Source organism: Sporosarcina sp. P1, assembly GCF_002743155.1.
GTDB lineage: Bacteria > Bacillota > Bacilli > Bacillales_A > Planococcaceae > Sporosarcina > Sporosarcina ureae_B.
On sequence record NZ_PDYS01000003.1, the window covers coordinates 247,529 to 268,649 of the forward strand.

Here is a 21,121-nt window from a genome sequence, read left to right on the forward strand (position 1 = left end):
GATGGAGGTGGTTCCAATGGATGAACGCATACTGACGAATGAGGCGACCGATTTTGATGATAGTTTTGAACAATCATTACGCCCGCAATTATTGCAACAATATATCGGTCAGCAGCAAGCAAAAGATAATTTATCGATTTTTATCGAGGCGGCAAAGAAACGGGAAGAAAGTTTGGATCATGTTTTGCTGTATGGTCCTCCTGGGCTTGGAAAGACGACGCTCGCTACGGTCATAGGCAATGAAATGGGTGTCAATGTCCGCATGACGAGCGGTCCTGCAATTGAACGTCCCGGTGACTTGGCGGCAGTGGTATCTTCATTGGAACCGGGCGATGTTTTATTCATCGATGAAATCCACCGACTAAACCGGGCAATTGAAGAAGTGCTGTATCCGGCGATGGAGGATTTTTGTCTCGATATTATGGTCGGAAAAGGTCCGACTGCGCGTTCTGTGCGACTGGATTTGCCGCCTTTCACGCTGATCGGCGCGACAACGCGTGCAGGGGCATTGTCTGCACCACTTCGTGACCGCTTCGGTGTACCGCTTCGACTGGAATATTATGAAGTGGAATCATTGACAGAGATCGTCATTCGAAGTGCGAATTTGTTTGACGTGCACATCGATCCGCAGGCAGCTGTGGAACTGGCAAAACGCTCTCGTGGAACTCCGCGTATTGCAAATCGTTTACTGCGAAGAGTGCGCGATTACGCACAAGTACGCGGCAATGGAGTCATTACGCTTTCGATTGCACAAGAAGCGCTTGATATGCTGCAAGTGGATCACCATGGACTCGATCAAATCGACCATCAGTTGCTCCATAGCATGATCGAACGATTCCGTGGCGGTCCAGTTGGTATCGATACACTCGCTGCGAGTATTGGCGAAGAGTCAGTGACAATCGAAGACGTCTATGAGCCGTATTTATTACAAATGGGATTTATTCAACGTACATCAAGAGGTCGGATGGCAACGGAAAAGGCTTACGAGCATTTCGGCTATCCGCTTCCTGAATGACAGATAGGAGTTAGCATGATGGAAGTAGAAGACTTTGATTTTGATTTACCGGAACATTTAATTGCCCAAACACCACTTTTGGATCGCACAGCGAGCCGTTTACTCGTTATGGGACGCGATAACGGTATCGTGACACATAAGTATTTTCGTGATTTAGTGGATGAACTAGAATCTGGGGATTTGCTAGTGTTAAACGATACAAAAGTATTACCGGCGCGTTTGATCGGGACGAAAGAAGAAACTGGCGCGACGATTGAAGTGTTGTTGTTAAAAGAAACAGGTGATGACCGCTGGGAAACACTGGTCAAGCCTTCGAAACGTATAAAAGTGGGGACGGTCGTGACGTTTGGCGACGGCTTGTTGCAGGCTGAATGTACAGCACTTGGCGAGCAAGGTGGGCGTGAGTTCAAATTTAGTTATGATGGTATTTTCTATGAGTTGCTCGATCAACTTGGACAGATGCCGTTACCACCATATATTACGGAAACATTAGAAGATCAGTCGCGCTATCAAACGGTTTTCGCAAAAGAGCGCGGCTCTGCGGCGGCACCTACAGCAGGCTTGCATTTTACGGATGAAATCTTGGATGCACTGCGTGAAAAAGGCGTTCAGATCGCTTTCATTACGTTGCATGTAGGACTCGGTACATTTCGTCCTGTTAGTGTGGATTCAATTGAAGACCACACAATGCATGCAGAATATTATGTTATGACAGAAGAAACGGCGGCACTTATTCGGGAGACAAAAGCTAGTGGCGGCAATGTAGTAGCGGTCGGTACGACATCTACTCGGACGCTTGAGACCATTGCTTCAGAGAATAATGGAGAAGTAGTCGCGGCAAGCGGTTGGACTTCAATTTTTATTTATCCAGGGTATGCGTTCAAGGCGATTGACGGCCTCGTGACGAATTTCCACTTGCCGAAATCCACGCTATTGATGCTGTTATCCGCATTTGCTGGACGCGATCAGGTTATGCATGCATATAACGAAGCAGTGAAAGAGCAGTATCGCTTTTTCAGTTTTGGGGACGCGATGTTCATCCGCCCTGCTACAAGAAAGGAACGAGATTAATTGGCAGCTATTACGTACGAACACATCAAAACATGTAAACAAACGGGTGCGCGACTTGGAATTGTCCATACGCCACACGGTTCATTTGAAACACCTGCTTTCATGCCAGTCGGAACACAAGCTACGGTCAAAACAATGGCTCCGGAAGAATTGAAGGCAATGGGTGCAGGCATTATTTTAAGTAACACGTATCATTTATGGTTGCGTCCAGGTAATGAAATCGTTAAAGAAGCGGGCGGATTACATAAGTTCATGAACTGGGATCGCCCCATTTTGACTGATTCAGGCGGCTTCCAAGTGTTTTCACTTAGTAAATTCCGTGATATTAAAGAAGAAGGCGTTCATTTCCGTAATCATATCAATGGAGATAAGCTGTTTTTGAGTCCGGAAAAAGCGATGGAAATCCAAAACGATCTTGGAGCCGATATTATGATGGCATTTGACGAATGTCCTCCATTTCCTGCGACGCATGAGTACATGAAAGCAAGTGTTGAGCGTACGTCACGATGGGCAGAACGTTGTCTAGAAGCGCACGGGCGTCCTTTAGATCAAGGATTATTTGGTATCGTACAAGGTGGAGAGTTTGAAGATCTTCGTAAGCAAAGTGCACGTGATTTAGTATCCATGGATTTCCCAGGCTACGCAATCGGTGGATTGTCAGTCGGAGAACCGAAAGATATTATGAATAATGTGTTGGAGTTCACGACACCTTTGCTTCCGCAAGATAAGCCACGTTATTTGATGGGTGTTGGATCTCCAGACTCCTTGATAGACGGTGCAATCCGCGGAATCGATATGTTCGACTGTGTCTTGCCGACGCGTATTGCACGTAATGGTACGTTGATGACAAGTGAAGGTCGCGTAGTTGTCAAAAATGCGAAGTACGAAAGAGATTTTGGTCCACTGGATCCGAACTGTGATTGTTATGCGTGCAAAAACTATAGTCGTGCATATATTCGACATTTAATTCGTGCGGGGGAAACTTTTGGTATACGTTTGACGTCTTATCATAACCTGCACTTTTTGCTTAACTTAATGGAGCAAGTACGTCAGGCCATACGTGAAGATCGTCTCGGTGATTTTCGTGAAGAGTTTTTTGAGCAATACGGCTTTAATAAACCGAATGCAAAAAACTTTTAAATCTTGTATAATAAAAAATGATGCTTCAGGAAGGGGGAAAATATATAATGATGGAACAATACGGTGGTATTTTCACACTAGTAATCATGGTAGCTATAATGTGGTTTTTACTCATTCGTCCTGCTCAAAAGAGACAGAAGGCAGCGAAAGAGATGCAATCTAGTTTAAAGCGTGGAGACGAAGTGGTTACAATCGGCGGTATTCACGGAACTGTGGATGCAGTAGATGAAACGTCTATTTTCTTACGTGTATCTGACACTACAGTTTTGCGTTTTGACAAGCAAGCAGTAGGCAGAGTCGTAACAGCGTCATAATAAAAAGCGGTTATCTAGTGGTATATCCATAGATTGCCGCTTTTTTGTTTTGTCACGTATAGAAAAAAGATCTGCCGGCACACTAGGTGTGAAGGAGGCAGATATGCTGTGCACGAGTTACTCATCATCGGATTACGTACGGTATTTTTATATGTTTTTCTTCTTGTGATATTGCGTATTATGGGAAAGCGAGAAGTTGGTGAATTGGGCGTTATTGATGTCGTCGTTTTCATTATTATGGCGGAAGTAGCTGCGATGATTGTAGAATCTCCCGACAAACCCATTATCAAAGGAATCCTTCCTATACTTATTTTGCTGGTCATTCAATATATTTCGTCGATGATTTCATTGAAGAGTAAGAAGTTTCGTGACCTAGTCGATGGAGATCCGACGTTGATTATTAAACATGGAGAAATCCAACAACATGAAATGCGTAAACAACGTTATAATCTCGACGACTTGTTTCAACAATTACGGGAGAATCAAGTCGGGTCAATCCATAATGTGACGTTTGCGTATCTCGAATCTTCCGGGAATTTATCTGTATTCACAAAAGACGGTGACTTACCGATTGTCGGACTAGTGCTTGACGGCGATATTCAACCGGAGCATCTAAAGTTGATTGGCAAGACGGAAGATTGGTTGCTACAGGAGTTACGTGCTAAAAACATCACCGATTTGAACAAGATTTTCTATTGCTCGTATGAACAAGGTGAAATAAGAGTCCAACTGACACAAGATCAATAGCGTTTGACTAAATTACGTAGCATGACAAAGTCCTGCGTTTTGATTTGTCTGGTTAGTAATAATAAAGCGAACAGCACGCCGGACGTAATGGCGCATTCGACAAATAGATGATGCGAGCCGATAGGAATGAAAATCGGACGGATGACGACGGTCAGCAAGAATACGATATAGGTCATGGCGAACATCGAAAACCCTGTGGCGGTCGATTTGTTTTGCCGTAGCGTGGCAATATGCAAGAAAGATGTCACGAGTACACCGAAGCCGATTGCGAGAACCGCGCCAGTTTCTTGAAGTCCTGGTTGCGAAGCCAAGATGAACATCACCGCAAGTTTTGCGATCCCTCCGTAGACCGAGTTCATCATGCCGGCTTTCGCATCGCCTGTCGCTTGCAAAATCGAATAGAGTGGACTTTGTATATAATAAAAGAAGAAGATGGGCGCAAGCAATGTCATATAGCTGCCGCCATCTACAATGTGGAACAGCTTTTCTGCAAGTGCTTGCCCGTGCATATAAAATACAGTAGCCGCAAATGCACCCGTTAAAGCGGATAAACGCAATGCTAAATGAATGCGTTCTTGCAACTTTTTGACGTTGCTAGAAGCCGCTGCACCACTGACCGCTGGGACGAGCACGACGGATAATGCATACGGAATGAATGCGGGAAACAATAATAACGGAATAAGCACACCAGAAATTACTCCATACAATGATGTCGCCGCTACCGTTCCAACGCCTGCCATGGAGAGGGCGCGTAAAAAGATGATGGGCTCGAGGAACCAAGTGAAGGTCCCAAATAAACGACTGCCTGACGAAGGAAGTGCCACCTCAAGGATGGGCTCCATCGGATATCGCGGTTGTTTTTTCTGTGGTTTCGGTTCTTTCTTTTGTTGCTGCCGGTATTTGTATAGAAGATAGAGAACTGATACAACTTCAGCGAGGAATGTGACAGCCATAGCATACGCTGCATTCATCATCGGATCTTCCGGAGCCAGAATGTACGGCAGCATCCAAGTGATCAATAAAATACGGAAGATTTGCTCGATGACTTGTGCCCATGCCGTTTCTTCAATACGTGAAATCCCTTGGAAGTACCCTCTGATTAATCCGCCAATTGAGGCGATAGGTACGATGGCGAGGGCTACATATAAGGCAGTGGATGTTGCGCTGTTACCGAGTAACGTCTCCGCTAGAAAAGGGATGAACAGAATACACGCTGGAATGAAAACGGCACCGGATAAAATGGTGATAAATGTGGCGGTTTTCATAACTTGTCGTAATTGTACCGTGCCGCCTTGTGCTTTTATTTCCGCTATGACCTTCGCAATCGCAATGGGTACGCCAAGCTGTACTAACGAGAGGAAAAAGACGAACGCCGGGTATGCGGTCATATAGATCCCGACTGTTTCCTCTCCTGCAACCCGCATAAATTGAATTCGATAGACGAAGCCGAGTAATTTTGATAAAAACACGGCCGCCATCAAAAAGATCGTCCCCCGAATAAATGATGACACCCTACACCACTCCTTCTGATTTGCCCCGTTTTCGGATATAATACGAATGCTTGTGCAAAACCCAAATATAGTTAAGTGTATGTGATATAATTAAGTTTATTCCGGAACTATTCACGAGGGGGGAAGTGGCATTGGATCAACAGTTGACAGACTTATACAGACAGTTGCTCCCTGCACTAGAAAGCAAAAAGCAAGAATTGACGTTTTACGGCTACTCGGAGATTACGGAAGAAGATTTACTGAACTATTTGGTGGAGAAGAAGTGGCGGAAAAAAGAAATTTCTGCGATGCGTTCGTATGAATTGATTTCTGATGTTTTGGCAATTACTGCGGCACAGTTCATGACCCATACGCAAACAGAAGCCCAACGGAACAGTGAAGATGTATTGGAATTGAGTAAAGAAGAATGGTCTGTGCTATTTTCGCCCAAAAAAATGGATTGATTTGCAATTCTTATCATGAAGTATTTGACACGGACAACCTACTGTTTCATAATTGGTATGTTGTACAATGAGAGAAGAAAGTACATAACAGGTGCTATGCCGCTCTAGTATATGAGGGGGAAAAGGAAATATGAAAAACAGAGGAAGGATCGTCGCGTTTTTGCTGCTTATCGTCATTTTGGCATCAACGATATTTTCTACGACGAGTCCCATTTTAAAAGATGTCAAGCTAGGACTTGATTTGCAAGGTGGTTTCGAGGTTCTTTACCAAGTGAAACCATTGAAAGAAGGACAAAAGATTACGGAGTCGACGGTTGCCGATACGGCCCGCGCATTGACGAATCGTATTGACGTGCTCGGTGTAAATGAACCCAGCATTCAAATCGAATCAAACAACCGAATCCGAGTTCAGCTTGCTGGGGTAGAAGATCAGGAAACTGCTCGCGAATTATTATCCACTCAAGCCAATCTTTCTTTCCGTAATGCGGATGACGAATTGATGCTCGACGGAAATGATTTGAAAGCAGGTAAAGCAAAAGCCAATTTCGATGAAAATAACAACCCTGTTGTTACATTGGAAATGAAAGATCCAAATAAATTTGGAGAAGTTACATCTGAAATTGCAGCAATGAAGCCGAACAACGTGCTAGTTATTTGGTTGGATTTCATTGAAGGTGAAAATTCCTTTGCGGAAGAAGCTGCAAAACCGGAACCCGCATTTATCTCGGCTCCGTATGTTGCTAACACCATTAACTCTTCAAATGTCGAAATCTCAGGTAACTTCACTATTGAAGAGACGAAAAACTTGGCTGGTATTTTGAACGCCGGTGCATTACCTGTTGATTTAGAGGAAATTTACTCGACTTCTGTCGGTGCACAGTTTGGTGAACAAGCACTAGATAAAACGATATTTGCTGGAATTGTCGGCATCAGCTTAATCTTTATATTTATGGCATTCTATTACCGTTTGCCAGGGATTGTGGCAGTTGTCACTCTATCTGTTTATATCTTTTTGATTTTGCTAGTGTTCACATTAATCAATGGTGTGTTGACACTACCTGGTATCGCGGCATTAATGCTCGGAGTCGGTATGGCAGTCGATGCCAATATCATCACTTATGAGCGGATCAAAGAAGAATTACGTGTCGGAAGATCGGTTAAAACGTCCTTCACGGCCGGAGCGAAGTCTTCGTTCGCTGCAATACTCGATGCGAACGTCACGACACTCCTTGCAGCAGTTGTATTGTTCATTTTTGGTACAAGCTCAGTTAAAGGTTTCGCGACGATGCTCATTATCAGTATTTTGGTCAGTTTCCTAACAGCCGTTTGGGGATCTCGTCTATTGCTTGGACTACTCGTTCACAGCGGATACCTCGATAATAAAGTTGGCTGGTTCGGATTGAACAAAAAACATCTTCATTCAGCAGATGAAGGCTATGAAACGCTAGATCTCACAACAAAATTCGATCGTTTCGATTTCGTTCATTCAAGAAGACGTTTCTATGCACTTTCTATCGTCTTGTTAATTGTCGGTGCGATCATGCTAGGTGTCTTCAAGCTCAACTTGGGAATCGACTTCTCCGGTGGTACACGTGTGGAAATGCTAGCTGAACAACAGCTCGATGAGACGGAAGTAACGAAACTTCTTGAAGATATTGGCCACCCAACGTCGGACGTCGTCATTTCAGGCGATGAAAAGAACATTGCGGTTGCACGATATAAAGAAGACTTCTCACAAGAAGAAGTCAACAAAATCAAAAAAGAGTTATCTGAAACATTCAGTGCAGAGCCGAACGTTTCAACAGTTTCCAATACGGTAGGTAAAGAGCTCGTGCGTAATGCGATTTATGCACTTGCGGTTGCGGCTCTTGGGATCATCATCTACGTAGCGTTACGTTTTGAATGGCGCATGGGTCTGGCGGCGATTATTGGTTTACTGCATGACGCATTCTTCATGATAGCCGTCTTCAGTATTTTACGACTCGAAGTAGACATCACTTTCATTGCGGCGGTATTGACGATTGTCGGTTACTCCATCAACGATACGATCGTTACCTTTGACAGAATACGTGAGAACTTGAATCGCTCGAAGCATATTAGCGAAGAAGGTGAATTGGCAACGATTGTCAATAAATCATTGCGACAGACGCTTGGCCGTTCGGTTAACACAGTTCTGACTGTAGTCTTCGTCGTAGTGGCATTGATGGCACTCGGTGCAGAATCAATTCGACCGTTCTCGATCGCATTATTAATCGGCTTGCTTGCAGGTACGTATTCTTCCATCTTCATCTCTGCTCAACTTTGGTTCGACTTAAAGAGAAAGCAAATTTCGAAGAATGGCGGAATAAAAGTAGATAAAGAGAAAAAACAATGGGGCTCAGACGAACCTGTTGTGTAATACGTTTGAACTATAGTGAAAGCAGGGTATACTTCGGTATATCCTGCTTTTTTTGAATGGAGGAATGGAACACATGAAGTTTCAATGGACTGTTCTAGTTGGTTTGTTATTTGCTGTGTTCATCGCATTGTTTGCTGTATTTAATGTAGAATCTGTACCGGTTAATTATTTCTTTGGTACGACGATGATTCCACTTGTATTAATTATTCTTGGGTCAGCGTTGCTTGGTGCGATTATTAGTGGTTTCTTTGCTATTTACAAGTCGTATAGAAGTGGACGACGTGTCAAAGAGTTGGAGAAGCAGATGCATTTGAAGGAGAAGGAATTGACTGCGCAACGTAGGCAGATGCAAGAGATGGAAGAACGAATCGATGTGTTGATGAAGGCGCCGTTGGTTGAGGCGAAGATTGTTCCACCGAGGGAAGTTTATTAGCGTGTGAATTGCCGCAGTGAGTCGTGCTTAGCGACTTGTTGTGGCTTTTTTGCTGTTGTTTCTTTTAATGTGCTTTTAGTTGGGAAGTAAGAAGTGGCAGGGGATGGCCTTCGTTGGAAAGTGTTTAGGGCAGTGCTGGTAGTTGTTTTTAATCGATTTAGTGCTTAAGTGCTTGTCGAATTGTAGTTCTGTTAGGAGTTTGTGGTTTTGCTGGCAATGTAAGTGTAATGCTTATTGTCCCCACTACGTCGCTGGTGGCTCCTTGCTTCGCCTACCACAGCAGGCGCCTTCGCTAGATAGTGTGTAGTGCAGTTTATACACTTCACTCGCAAGAAACAAGTGATAGCTATCTCCATGTCGCTTTTTTTCTTTTTGCTAGAAACACGAACTAATTCATTACCCCACGTGCCTGCGCGGGTCCAGAAAGTGAACACTTGCTAACTTCAGTACCCAAAAATAAGTCGAGCGACGTACCCAACAAAAAGTGAATAAGAAATACATGATAGCTATCACCATGTCACTGGTTTTCTCTTTGCTAGAAACACAAACTAATTCATTTCCCCAAAGTAGCACAGGCACAACTGCGGGGTAGGCCGTGGCCATGAGACAACTGGCAGCCCCATCGCCAGCTGGCTCATGGCTGTAGGCAATCCCCCACATGCCTGTGCGGGTCGAGAAAGTGAACACTTGCTAACTACAGAATCCAAAAATAAGTCGAGCGACGTACCCAACAAAAAGTGAGCAAGAAATGCATGATAGCTATCACAATGTCGCTAGTTTTTCTTTGTTAGAAACACAAACTAATTCATTTCCCCACAGTAGCACAGGCACAACTGCGGGGTAGGCCGTGGCCATGAGACAACTGGCAGCCCTATCGCCAGCTGGCTCATGGCTTTAGGCAATCCCCCACGTGCCTGCGCGGGTCCAGAAAGTGAACACTTGCTAACTACAGAATCCAAAAATAAGTCGAGCGACGTTCCCAACAAAAAGTGAGCAAGAAATGCATGATAGCTATCACAATGTCACTGATTTTCTTTTTGCTAGAAACACGAACTAATTCATTACCCCACAGTAGCACAGGCACAACTGCGGGGTAGGCCGTGGCCATGAGACAACTGGCAGCCCTATCGCCAGCTGGCTCATGGCTGTAGGCAATCCCCCACGTGCCTGCGTGGGTCCAGAAAGTGAACACTTGCTAATTTTAGTACCAGATAATCAGTCGAGCCACGTCCCCAACAAAAAGTGAGCAAGACCGGCAGCCGTGTAGTCGCTCTGCCATAAGGATTTCTCTGTTAAGTAATGTACAAAATTTCTTATTTTGCTAGAACCACAATCTACATCATGACCACTCAGTAGTGCAAGGACAACTACAGCACTCTCAAATTCGCCCACTCGAGCAACGGCCTACTATGCCTATGACGCTAACTGCTATCTCTCACTCTTTATATCAACTACCTCTGCAGGTCTTATAGGAAGAAAACGATGCTATGCTGTTCTTACTCCCCATCTTTCCATCCCGTTTCCTTTCAGTCTCCATCTTCATTAGCTATAATAAGAACAGAGGATGTGAAAGCATTGATACAATCAAAAAAAAGATGGCAAATCGATCGGCCAGATGAAGAACTCGTCAACCAGCTCGCAAAGGACTTGAAGCTTTCCACGATGCTGACAAAAATACTTGTCGCACGCGGAATCACGACAAGCGAACAAGCAAACGCGTATCTGCACATGGACGAGTCCAACTTACATGACCCGTTTTTATTACATGACATGCAAGAAGCCGTCGATTGCATCCAACATGCAATCGACACACAACAGCAAATTACAATTTTTGGAGATTATGATGCGGGTGCGACACGTTTCTAAGTGAAAAGCTTAGACACTAGGAGAAATCCTGGGAGAACTGATTTCTTGATAGGTAGAATGATGGGGTAACGCCTTGAAATGCCTACTCTGATACTCCGACATGCCTTTTCTAAGGTTATAGTAGAAAGGTATGAAGCTCGGTGAAGTCGGCAGAGAGATACCGTAAGTTAGGGAGAGCATAGCGAGTACCTGACACGAAAGCTGTCCAGAGGTGGATGGTGTGTCCCATACGCCGGGAGTCCATAAAGTATCTATGGTTAGAATGTGCTGAACAAGCACTGACGAATCTCTGAATGTACGGGTCTAGACGTAGTTGTCACAGAAATGTGATAGGTGGTAGTGCCATCGCATGTGTGGATGAGTAAAAATCTGGCGTTATGAAAATCCATAGCTTGTTACAGGCAAGCTCAAGCATGCAGGACCATAGGAGAAACCTAAAGATATATGTAAGGATAAAGAAATTGGAACGTGGAAAGCGAAGGATGCGGAGGTATTAACCTACCTGAGAAGCAGTTCAGTAGATAAAAGGGCGACCTATTAAAACTGATTTACCTTTCGTGAGAGTGGAGCCATAGTACCTTTGAAACCATGATAATAAGTGGTGGAGGGATAGGCTCTAGTCGGATATTTCAAAGACTTATAAATGCATAACAGACACAGATTCGAGTATGACTAAAAGAATCACCACTTGAGAGAGGGGTTGATGTCTGTGGCAAATTCACAAATCGTTAAACATGTTAAAAAGTCCAAGCTTAGAAACGCAGAGTATTACCACATGCAAGATACATTTGACATGTTGTATGAACAAAGCAACAATAGCAGTTCTTTCAAAAACTTAATGTCCATAATTAGTTCAGTTGAAAACATTAAGTTGGCGTATCGAAACATTAAGAAAAATACAGGTAGCAAAACGGCTGGCGTGGATGGTCGAACAATCTATCATATATCCAAGCTGACCGAGGAGCAATTTGTAGGTTTTGTTAGAAACAAACTGCGAGATTATAAACCGAAAGCAGTTAGACGAGTGGAAATACCAAAGCCAAATGGAAAAATTAGACCTTTAGGAATTCCCGCTATCTGGGATAGGATAGTCCAACAATGTATATTGCAAATTCTTGAACCCATAGTGGAAGCAAAATTCTCCGGAAGAAGTCATGGATTTAGACCGAACCGCTCAGTAGAGAATGCGATAGCTCAAAGTTATCGTCTTATGCAGAATTCAAAAATGTCATATGTAATCGATATAGACATAAAGGGATTCTTCGATAACGTGTCTCACTCCAAGTTGCTAAAACAGATGTGGGCAATGGGCATTCAAGATAAGAATTTACTCACTATCATTTCAAAAATGCTTAAAGCTAAAATTAAGTTGCCAAATGGTCGAATCATTGAGAATGATAAAGGTACGCCACAAGGTGGAATCCTATCTCCTTTGCTATCTAATGTTGTTCTAAATGAACTTGACCGTTGGATTGAAAGCCAATGGGAGGATATTCCTACTCAAAAGGATTATCTGCAATACCATTACAAGAAAAATAATCACGCAGATAAAGGTTACAAGTACAGGGTGCTTAGGAAATCTAAGCTAAAAGAATGTTATATTGTTCGATATGCAGACGATTTCAAAATCTTTTGCAGTAATCCTAATCACGCCAAACGATTATTTTCCGCAGTACAAAAATGGCTGAAAGAAAGACTTGGTTTAGAAATAAGCGAAGACAAATCAAAAATAGTGAATCTCAAAAAGGATTATTCTGAATTTCTCGGGTTTAAAATGAAGCTAATTCCAAAAGGTGAAAAATGGGTTGTGAAAAGTCATATGTGCGACAAAGCAGTTCAACGCACAAAGAAAAACTTGAAGCAAATCATAAATGGTATTCGATATGATAGCGGTGTTAACGATCAAGCAAGAAAAATAGCACTCTACAACTCAACTGTAATAGGACTTCATCAATATTTCCGTACCGCTACAATGATTTCCGAAGATATGGGGAACATTGCATACGAAGTAAATGCATGTATGAAAGACCATCGTATGAAAAGGCGAATTAAGAAAACAGGTGTGATAACATCTGATTTCATTAAGAAAGAATACGGAAAGAGCAAACAATTAAGATTTATATCACGAGATCCGCTCCTTCCAATTGGATATATTAAACATAAGAATCCAATGATGAAGCGTAACGCAGTAAATGCATATACAAAAGAAGGTAGAGTAGAAATTCATAAAAACCTGATAACTGTTGATATCAGTATACTTCGATTTCTGATGGAGCATCCAATTCCCCAGAGAAGTATAGAGTACAACGATAACCGTATAGCATTATACAGTGCACAAAGAGGAAAATGCCATGTAACTGGGCAAATGTTAAACCCGATGACGATTCATTGCCATCATAAAGTACCACGGTTGCAAGGTGGTACTGACCAATATAACAACCTCTGTCTCGTTGATAAGGAAATCCACATTTTAATTCACGCAATAGATGAAGAAATAATCTCAAAGTATAAAAAGTTACTAACCAACTCACAAAGCCTGAATAAAATAAATACGCTACGAAAGAAATTGGAACTACAGCAATTAACTATCTAATTGGACGATTAGACATACAAACGAACAAGTGAATTCTGTTAAGTTATGTAGATTACCAAAGTTTTGAAATTTTTCGATAGAACGCCGTGTGAGGTGAAAGTCTCACGCACGGTGTGAAGTGGGGGAAAAGCTGGCGATAAACTCAAAAGCTTACCTATCACTATACGGCGTAACAAGTGTCACAGTGCTCTTGACAGCGCTCGAACGTCTTGGTGCAAAAGTGAACTTCGCCATCCCGAACCGTTTTGAACACGGTTACGGACCGAACAGCGACTACTTTGCACAACTACATACAGAAGGCACAGAAGTCTTGATCACAGTAGACAACGGAATCTCAGGCATTGAACAAATCGCTTTCGCCAAGTCGCTTGGACTGTCGGTCATCGTGACGGACCACCACGAAATGGGTGACGTCTTGCCTGACGCGGATGCGGTCATCCACCCACGTCATCCCGATGGCAATTATCCATTTGGAGAACTTGCAGGTGTCGGTGTAGCGTTCAAACTAGCCTCTGCTTTACTTGGAGAGCCGCCACTCGACTTGCTAGAATTCGTTGCCATTGGTACGATAGCGGATTTAGTACCGCTAGAAGATGAAAATCGTTATATGGTGAAAGAAGGCATCCGTAGATTGCGCCGCACGCAACGTCCTGGAATTAAGGCGTTGATGCAAGTGAGCGGTCATGAACAAAATGCTTTATCGGAAGAAACGATCGGCTTTACGATCGGTCCACGTCTGAATGCACCGGGCCGACTTGGCGATGCAGATCCAGCAGTTGATTTATTAAAGGCAGAAGATGAGCAACAAGCACTCGGAATTGCAGAAGAATTGAATGATTTGAATAAAGAACGGCAACAATTAGTGAAAGAAATCGCAAAGGAAGCGGAAGAGCAAGTGGAAATCCGTTATGGCGATCAAGTTCCTCACGTGCTAGTCGTAGAAGGGGAAGGCTGGAATCCGGGTGTCGTCGGCATCGTGTCATCGAGACTGACGGAGAAATACTACCGTCCTTCCATCATTTTGTCGATCGACCATGAAACAGGAATGGCGAAAGGTTCTGCGCGTAGTATTGAGGGCTTTGATTTATATAAAGAATTATCGAAGAATGCGTCAATTCTGCCACATTTCGGAGGGCATGCGATGGCTGCTGGGATGTCATTGAAAATAGAGGACGTTGAATTATTGCGTTCGAATTTGAATGAACAGGCGAAGGAAGTATTGACGGAAGAGGATTTACAGCCTATTTTATCCATCGATGTGCCGCTTGCGCTGGATGAAATTGATATCGCCTCAATCGAAGCGCTCGAGAAAATCCGACCGTTTGGAATGGGATTCCCGAAGCCAGTTTTCTTATTGGAGCGGCTCGACACGATATCTGTCCGTAAAATCGGTACAGCGAAAGATCATTTGAAGCTTGAAATGGGCGACCATACTGAACGTCTAGATGCAATCTACTTCGGAGCCGGGGCATTGGCAGACGAAATGGCACCGCAAAGTAAGCTTAGTTTGACGGGTGATTTGCAAATTAATGAATGGAACGGGAACAAAAAAGCGCAGTTACTTGTCGAAGATGTGAAATGTGACGAGTGGCAGTTGTTCGATTACCGTGGAATCCGAGAGCCAGCTAGATGGTTGCCGCTGATTCCGGATCAAGCCCAATTTATTGCGTTCAGTGAAGAAGCTATCCAACATTTCGCTCCGTTCTTTAAAGATAGTCCAATTGCTTTCATTGGACGCGACGAACTTCGTCTTTCTTCAGCTATTGTATTGCTCGATATGCCTCAGGCTGAAGAACAGTTGAAACAAGTGATGGAAAAGACGCGTGCCGACCGAGTATATCTTCATCTGCATGTGCATGATTCGATGTACTTCGAAAAGATGCCAGATCGCCAACAATTTGGTTGGTATTACAGCTTTTTGAAAAAGCGTGAGACATTTGATATACACAATCAAATCGATATGCTTTCCAAACATAAAGGTTGGAAAAAAGATGTGATAAAGTTTATGACAAAAGTGTTTTATGAACTGGAATTTGTTACACTAGAGAATGGTAAGGTGACGATGCTTACTTCTGCCGGCAAACGAGATTTGGCAGAAGCGCCATCTTATAAAAAACGCCAACAGCAGATCAAACTGGAAGAGTTGTTGCTTTATGCTCCGTATCAGGACTTGAAGAAAGTATTCGACTCTTTGCGTGAGACAGATGCTGTTGAGGAGGAAAAACTGTGGACTTAAAAAAGTTTGTAACGACTGTAGACGATTATCCAAAGCCGGGTGTCAGCTTTAAAGACATCACGACGATCATGGATAACGGAGAAGCATATAAATATGCGACAGACCAAATTGTTGAGTATGCGAAGGGATTGGACGTAGATATCATCGTGGGGCCAGAAGCACGCGGTTTCATCATCGGATGTCCTGTTGCTTATGCACTTGAAATCGGTTTTGCACCGGTTCGTAAGCCAGGTAAATTACCACGCGAAACGATCTCGGTATTTTATGACTTAGAGTATGGACAAGATGAGTTAACGATCCATAAAGATGCTATCAAGCCTGGCCAACGCGTACTCGTTGTCGATGATTTACTTGCAACTGGTGGTACGGTCGGCGCAACAGTCGAATTGATCGAGAAACTTGGTGGCGTTGTAGCTGGCTGTGCATTCTTGATCGAACTATCGTACTTGAACGGTCGCGAAAAGTTGACGAATGAAAACATCAAGGCATTAATTACGTACTGATGGGAGAATCCTTCGCTTAATGCGGAGGATTCTTGCTATATAAATATAGGCGCTGAGTTTGATTCGCTTTACATATAGGTGATAATATACATATACTACTAAAAACTATTGTCTAAATATTTACAGAATAGGCTGAAAGGGGTAAGTCAATGGCGAAAAATCAAGACCTGACAGAACAAGACATATACGACTTGGTCTCCAAATATATGAACGAAGAACACGTCGAATTCATCAGGCGGGCATATGTGATGGCTGAAAAGTCGCACGAAGGGCAGTTTCGGACTTCAGGTGAACCGTATATCAACCATCCGATTCAAGTCGCAGGAATTTTGGCGGGTCTTCAAATGGATCCGGAAACGGTCGCAGCGGGCTTTCTACATGATGTGGTGGAAGATACGGAAATTAGCCGCGAAGATATTATTCGTGAATTCGGTGATGAAGTCGCCATGCTCGTTGATGGCGTAACAAAGCTCGACAAATTAAAATTCAGATCCAATGAAGAAAAACAAGCGGAAAATCACCGTAAAATGTTCATTGCGATGGCGCAGGATATCCGTGTCATTTTAATCAAACTTGCGGATCGATTGCATAATATGCGGACATTGAAGCATGTCCCGGCAGCGAAACAACGCCGGGTATCGGAAGAAACGTTGGAGATCTTCTCACCACTCGCTCATCGCCTCGGAATTTCCACGATTAAATGGGAACTGGAAGATATTGCGTTGCGTTATTCCAATCCGCAACAATATTATCGTATCGTCAATTTGATGAAGCAAAAGCGGACAGAACGCGAACAGTATTTGAAAGACGTCATGAATCAGATGCGTGTCGAACTGGATGAAATGGGTATCGCTGCAGAAATTCATGGTAGACCGAAGCATTTGTATTCTATTTATCAAAAGATGGTTATCCAGAAAAAAGAGTTCAATGAAATTTATGATCTACTGGCGGTACGTATTGTCGTGAAGAGCATTAAGGATTGCTATGCGGCGCTTGGAATCATTCATACATTATGGAAGCCGATGCCGGGACGATTCAAAGATTATATCGCCATGCCGAAACAAAATTTGTATCAATCTATCCATACGACTGTTGTCGGACCTGCAGGAGATCCACTCGAAGTACAAATTCGGACAGAAGAGATGCACCGGATTTCAGAATTTGGTGTGGCTGCTCACTGGGCATATAAAGAAGGTAAACAAGTCGCGAAACTAGCGAGTGATATTGATTCGAAATTGACATGGTTCCGTGAGATTTTGGAAATTCAAAATGAATCTTCTAATGCACAGGAGTTTATGGAATCATTGAAGTTTGACTTATTTTCGGACATGGTCTATGTGTTTACACCGGACGGAGATGTTGTCGAATTGCCGCAAGGATCGGTACCGATCGACTTTGCCTATCGGGTCCACTCCGAAATTGGGAATCGGACGACCGGGGCTAAAGTGAATGGTAAAATCGTGCCGCTTGATTCGTCATTATCAACAGGTGATATCGTCGAGATTCTAACTTCGAAACAGTCATTTGGTCCAAGCCGTGATTGGTTAAAATTAGCGCATACCTCACAAGCGAAAAATAAAATCCGCCAATATTTCAAAAAGCAATTGCGTGACGAGAACATCGACAAAGGTAGCGAGATGATTCAGAAGGAACTGAAAGAAGAAGAGTATGATATCAAGGAAGCGTTGAGTAAAGAAAATATGCAGCGTACCATTGAAAAATTCAGTTTCACTTCTGAAGAGGACCTTTATGCTGCAGTCGGTTCCGGTGGCATTACCGCGCAACAAGTAGTCAATCGACTAGCTGAGCGAATGCGCAAAGAACGCGTGAAGAAAGAAACGATTGATAAAATCGTCTCAGAAATTCAAGCGCCAAAGCCGGAAAAACAGACGGAATCAGGTGTGATCGTCAAAGACATTGACAATATGCTGATCCGTATTTCGAAGTGCTGTAACCCGGTACCCGGCGATGAAATTGTCGGTTTCATTACACGTGGCCGTGGCGTTTCCGTGCACCGTACCGATTGTCCAAACGTATTGTCTGAACAAGGACAGCAAGAACGTATTATCGAAGTCCACTGGGCATTGCAAGACGATCAAGTTCGCAAAGAATTCCAAGTCGATATTGAAATTTCCGCATTCGATAGACAAGGTTTACTCAATGAAGTGATGATGGTCGTCGCCGATATGAATACGCCAATTACCGCAGTGAGTGGCAAAGCAGACAAGGATGATATCGCCCATATCCATATGTCGATTAAAATCCAAAACATCGCGCATTTGCAACGCACCGTCGATAAAATCAAACAAATCAAAGACGTTTATTCTGTAGAACGAGTTATGAACTAATTAGGAGATGTGAACATGCGAGTTTTATTACAGCGTGCGAAAGACGCTTCCGTAACAGTTGGCGGAGAAATTACAGGCTCCATTTCAACTGGCTATGTGTTGCTTGTCGGCATCACACATGACGATACCGAACAAGACGCCACGTATATTGCGAATAAAATTGCTGGCTTGCGTATCTATGAAGACGATGAAGGAAAATTGAATCGTTCAATCAAAGAAATCGATGGCGCGATTTTGTCCGTATCTCAGTTTACTTTGTATGGCAACGTACAAAAAGGGCGCCGTCCAAGTTTTATCGAGGCGGCCAAAACTGATGTGGCAGAACCGTTGTGGGAATACTTCAATGAACAACTGCGCAGTCTTGGACTTTATGTTGAAACAGGCCAATTTGGTGCCACGATGGACGTGCAGTTGACGAATGATGGTCCTGTGACATTGATGATTGAGTCTAGGTAAGTGAAGTGGTGCGTCTATGAGCGGATGTGGGTCGTGATAGAGCGCTTGACGTAGGTCTATGAGCGGATACCAGGTGCCATAGAGCGGTTAGGACGTTTCATAGAGCGCTTATGGATGTTAATAGAGCGGATAAATGTTTTGAATGAGCATTTGCTAGTGCTGACCAACATATATAATTCACTAAAGAAGTTGACAGTAGTAGCAGTTACGACTAACATAGATAGTAATCGAATTAATTCACACACCGATGATGTGGAAAATACCTTTACTATAGGCTGGAAAGAGAACGGGGAACTTGGCTGAAATTCCCTGACAGAACCGTAAAGCGAACAACACCACGGAGGATTCATGCTGAAATTAGTAGGCGTGGACGGAACCGGCCGTTATCCGGATTCGAGTGGGCACTTTTGTGTCAATTTGGGTGGAACCGCGGAAGCTACAAGCTCTCGTCCCTGTTTTATTAGGGATGGGAGCTTTTTTGTGTTCTCAGAAAGTTCGCCCGTTATTAGATAATCGAAAGGAGTTTTACTAATGAATTTTAAAGTTCCCCGCGGTACGCAGGATATTCTTCCTGATGTTTCTTGGAAATGGCAGCGCGTTGAAAAGATCGCTCGTTCGATTTGTGACGTTTACAACTACAAGGAAATCCGCACACCGATTTTCGAACAAACCGAATTATTCCAGCGCACAGTCGGTGATACGACAGATATCGTGCAAAAAGAGATGTACACATTCACGGATCGAGGAGATCGCTCGATGACATTGCGTCCAGAAGGTACAGCGCCAGTCGTGCGTTCATTCGTCGAACATAAAATGTTTGGCTACGCAGATCAGCCCGTGAAGCTATACTACACAGGTCCGATGTTTCGCTATGAGCGTCAACAAGCTGGCCGTTACCGTCAATTCGTCCAATTTGGCGTAGAGGCAATCGGCAGTGATGATCCAGCAATCGATGCAGAGGTAATCGAGTTGGCAATGAATATTTATAAGAAGACAGGTCTTTCGGATATCAAACTGGTACTAAATTCACTTGGCGACAAAGAATCACGCGATGCACACCGAGAAGCGCTGATTGCACACTTTAGCCCAAATATTGCGGAATTCTGTTCGGACTGCCAAAACCGTCTAGAGAAAAATCCATTACGAATTTTGGATTGTAAAGTGGATAGAGAACATCCATTGATGAAAACAGCGCCTTCACTCGCGGATTATCTCAATGAAGAATCGAGCGCGTACTTCGAAAAAGTGAAGAACTACTTGGACATCGCAGGCATCGAGTACGAATACGATCCCAATCTTGTCCGTGGACTGGATTACTATAACCACACTGCATTTGAAATCATGAGCACATCCAAAGGTTTTGGCGCGATCACGACACTATGTGGTGGCGGGCGTTACAACGGACTCGCTGAAGAAATCGGTGGTCCTCCAGCACCGGGTATCGGCTTCGCTCTTAGCATCGAGCGGCTTTTGTTAGCACTTGAAGCAGAAGAAAAGTCCTTTACGGACGAACCGTCACTCGACGTCTACATCGTCACACTTGGCGACGTAGCACGAGAAAAAGGCTTCGAGATTCTCGGCAAACTACGCGAGAATGGTTTACGCAGCGAGATGGACTACATGGACCGCAAGATGAAGGCCCAAATGAAGTCCGCTGACCGCTTGAAAGCGAACTACGTCATCGTCATCGGCGAAGACGAAGTGAACGAAAACGTCGTTCAGCTGAAGAACATGGCGGGCGGAGAACAGAAAAAGGTTACGGTTGACGAATTGATTGGGGAATTGGAGAAGTAAGTGCATAGATAGGGTGTGGGATTTGCGCTCCAGAGGGGACGCTTTCCCGAGGGCCCGCGGTGAGCCAACCAGGTCGCTACGCTTCCTTTGGTTGTCTCACCTGTCGGGCTGATCCTCCGGGAGCATTCCTGTTTGTTTAGTGGAGCCCTATTGAAATAGAAAAGTCCCCTTGGTATGATTCGGGGGTGTCAAGGCATTGAGGGCTTGACCCCTAATTACAACCAAGGAGGACTCACATGAATTCTAAAGAAAA

At 43.8% G+C, this 21,121-nt stretch carries 16 protein-coding genes and 1 other annotated feature; of the genes, 15 read left to right on the top strand and 1 reads right to left on the bottom strand.

The genetic code is table 11. The features are described 5' to 3' along the window. Nucleotides 1-16 precede the first annotated feature (16 nt). From ruvB to CSV73_RS06105, 5 genes are all read left to right on the top strand, one after another. Nucleotides 17-1,015: a Holliday junction branch migration DNA helicase RuvB gene (ruvB, locus tag CSV73_RS06085; RefSeq protein ID WP_099626869.1), complete on the top strand. Its 999-nt coding sequence runs from the start codon at nucleotides 17-19 to the stop codon at nucleotides 1,013-1,015. 18 nt (nucleotides 1,016-1,033) lie between these two features. Beyond that, nucleotides 1,034-2,086, top strand: a complete 1,053-nt coding sequence (queA, locus tag CSV73_RS06090) for a tRNA preQ1(34) S-adenosylmethionine ribosyltransferase-isomerase QueA (protein WP_099626870.1) — start codon at nucleotides 1,034-1,036, stop codon at nucleotides 2,084-2,086. Beyond that, nucleotides 2,087-3,226 carry a tRNA guanosine(34) transglycosylase Tgt gene (gene tgt / locus CSV73_RS06095; RefSeq protein ID WP_085131003.1) on the top strand — a complete coding sequence of 380 codons (1,140 nt, stop codon included), beginning with the start codon at nucleotides 2,087-2,089 and terminating at the stop codon, nucleotides 3,224-3,226. It begins immediately after the preceding gene. Between the two features lie 50 nt (nucleotides 3,227-3,276). Next, nucleotides 3,277-3,540, top strand: a complete 264-nt coding sequence (gene yajC / locus CSV73_RS06100; protein ID WP_085133532.1) for a preprotein translocase subunit YajC — start codon at nucleotides 3,277-3,279, stop codon at nucleotides 3,538-3,540. A 108-nt stretch (nucleotides 3,541-3,648) separates the two neighbouring features. Continuing rightward, a complete protein-coding gene (locus tag CSV73_RS06105; RefSeq protein ID WP_099626871.1) occupies nucleotides 3,649-4,287 on the top strand; it encodes a DUF421 domain-containing protein in 639 nt (212 codons plus the stop codon). Here the strand turns inward: CSV73_RS06105 and CSV73_RS06110 are convergent. Beyond that, the gene (locus CSV73_RS06110; protein WP_099626872.1) at nucleotides 4,281-5,798 is read right to left on the bottom strand and encodes a putative polysaccharide biosynthesis protein; all 1,518 of its coding nucleotides are present in this window, start codon (nucleotides 5,796-5,798) and stop codon (nucleotides 4,281-4,283) included. The genes CSV73_RS06105 and CSV73_RS06110 overlap by 7 nt on opposite strands. 131 nt (nucleotides 5,799-5,929) lie before the next feature. Here CSV73_RS06110 and CSV73_RS06115 point away from each other — a divergent pair, with 131 nt between their 5' ends. The 10 genes from CSV73_RS06115 (at nucleotide 5,930) to hisS (ending at nucleotide 20,868) form a co-directional block, all read left to right on the top strand. Beyond that, entirely contained in the window at nucleotides 5,930-6,241 is a 312-nt protein-coding gene (locus CSV73_RS06115) for a post-transcriptional regulator (RefSeq protein WP_158232293.1), read from the top strand. 130 nt (nucleotides 6,242-6,371) lie between these two features. Then, the gene (gene secDF, locus CSV73_RS06120) at nucleotides 6,372-8,639 is read left to right on the top strand and encodes a protein translocase subunit SecDF (protein ID WP_099626874.1); all 2,268 of its coding nucleotides are present in this window, start codon (nucleotides 6,372-6,374) and stop codon (nucleotides 8,637-8,639) included. Between the two features lie 73 nt (nucleotides 8,640-8,712). Continuing rightward, the gene (locus CSV73_RS06125; protein WP_099626875.1) at nucleotides 8,713-9,072 is read left to right on the top strand and encodes a LapA family protein; all 360 of its coding nucleotides are present in this window, start codon (nucleotides 8,713-8,715) and stop codon (nucleotides 9,070-9,072) included. A gap of 1,566 nt (nucleotides 9,073-10,638) precedes the next feature. Next, nucleotides 10,639-10,938 carry a single-stranded DNA-binding protein gene (locus CSV73_RS06130; protein WP_233191814.1) on the top strand — a complete coding sequence of 100 codons (300 nt, stop codon included), beginning with the start codon at nucleotides 10,639-10,641 and terminating at the stop codon, nucleotides 10,936-10,938. Between the two features lie 709 nt (nucleotides 10,939-11,647). Continuing rightward, nucleotides 11,648-13,531 (top strand): group II intron reverse transcriptase/maturase, encoded by a 1,884-nt coding sequence (gene ltrA, locus CSV73_RS06135; RefSeq protein WP_483315706.1) that lies wholly within the window; start codon nucleotides 11,648-11,650, stop codon nucleotides 13,529-13,531. 118 nt (nucleotides 13,532-13,649) lie between these two features. After that, entirely contained in the window at nucleotides 13,650-15,767 is a 2,118-nt protein-coding gene (recJ, locus tag CSV73_RS06140) for a single-stranded-DNA-specific exonuclease RecJ (RefSeq protein ID WP_255407851.1), read from the top strand. Continuing rightward, the gene (locus CSV73_RS06145; RefSeq protein WP_085130996.1) at nucleotides 15,758-16,270 is read left to right on the top strand and encodes an adenine phosphoribosyltransferase; all 513 of its coding nucleotides are present in this window, start codon (nucleotides 15,758-15,760) and stop codon (nucleotides 16,268-16,270) included. The genes recJ and CSV73_RS06145 overlap by 10 nt, the downstream gene beginning before the upstream one ends. A gap of 149 nt (nucleotides 16,271-16,419) precedes the next feature. Beyond that, a complete protein-coding gene (locus tag CSV73_RS06150) occupies nucleotides 16,420-18,618 on the top strand; it encodes a RelA/SpoT family protein (protein WP_085130995.1) in 2,199 nt (732 codons plus the stop codon). Nucleotides 18,619-18,633: 15 nt separating this feature from the next. Then, entirely contained in the window at nucleotides 18,634-19,074 is a 441-nt protein-coding gene (dtd, locus tag CSV73_RS06155; RefSeq protein ID WP_099626879.1) for a D-aminoacyl-tRNA deacylase, read from the top strand. A gap of 238 nt (nucleotides 19,075-19,312) precedes the next feature. Next, nucleotides 19,313-19,531: a binding site (T-box leader), on the top strand. A gap of 74 nt (nucleotides 19,532-19,605) precedes the next feature. Then, complete coding sequence (gene hisS, locus CSV73_RS06165) at nucleotides 19,606-20,868, top strand: histidine--tRNA ligase (RefSeq protein WP_099626881.1); 1,263 nt, start codon at nucleotides 19,606-19,608, stop codon at nucleotides 20,866-20,868. Nucleotides 20,869-21,121: the final 253 nt, after the last annotated feature.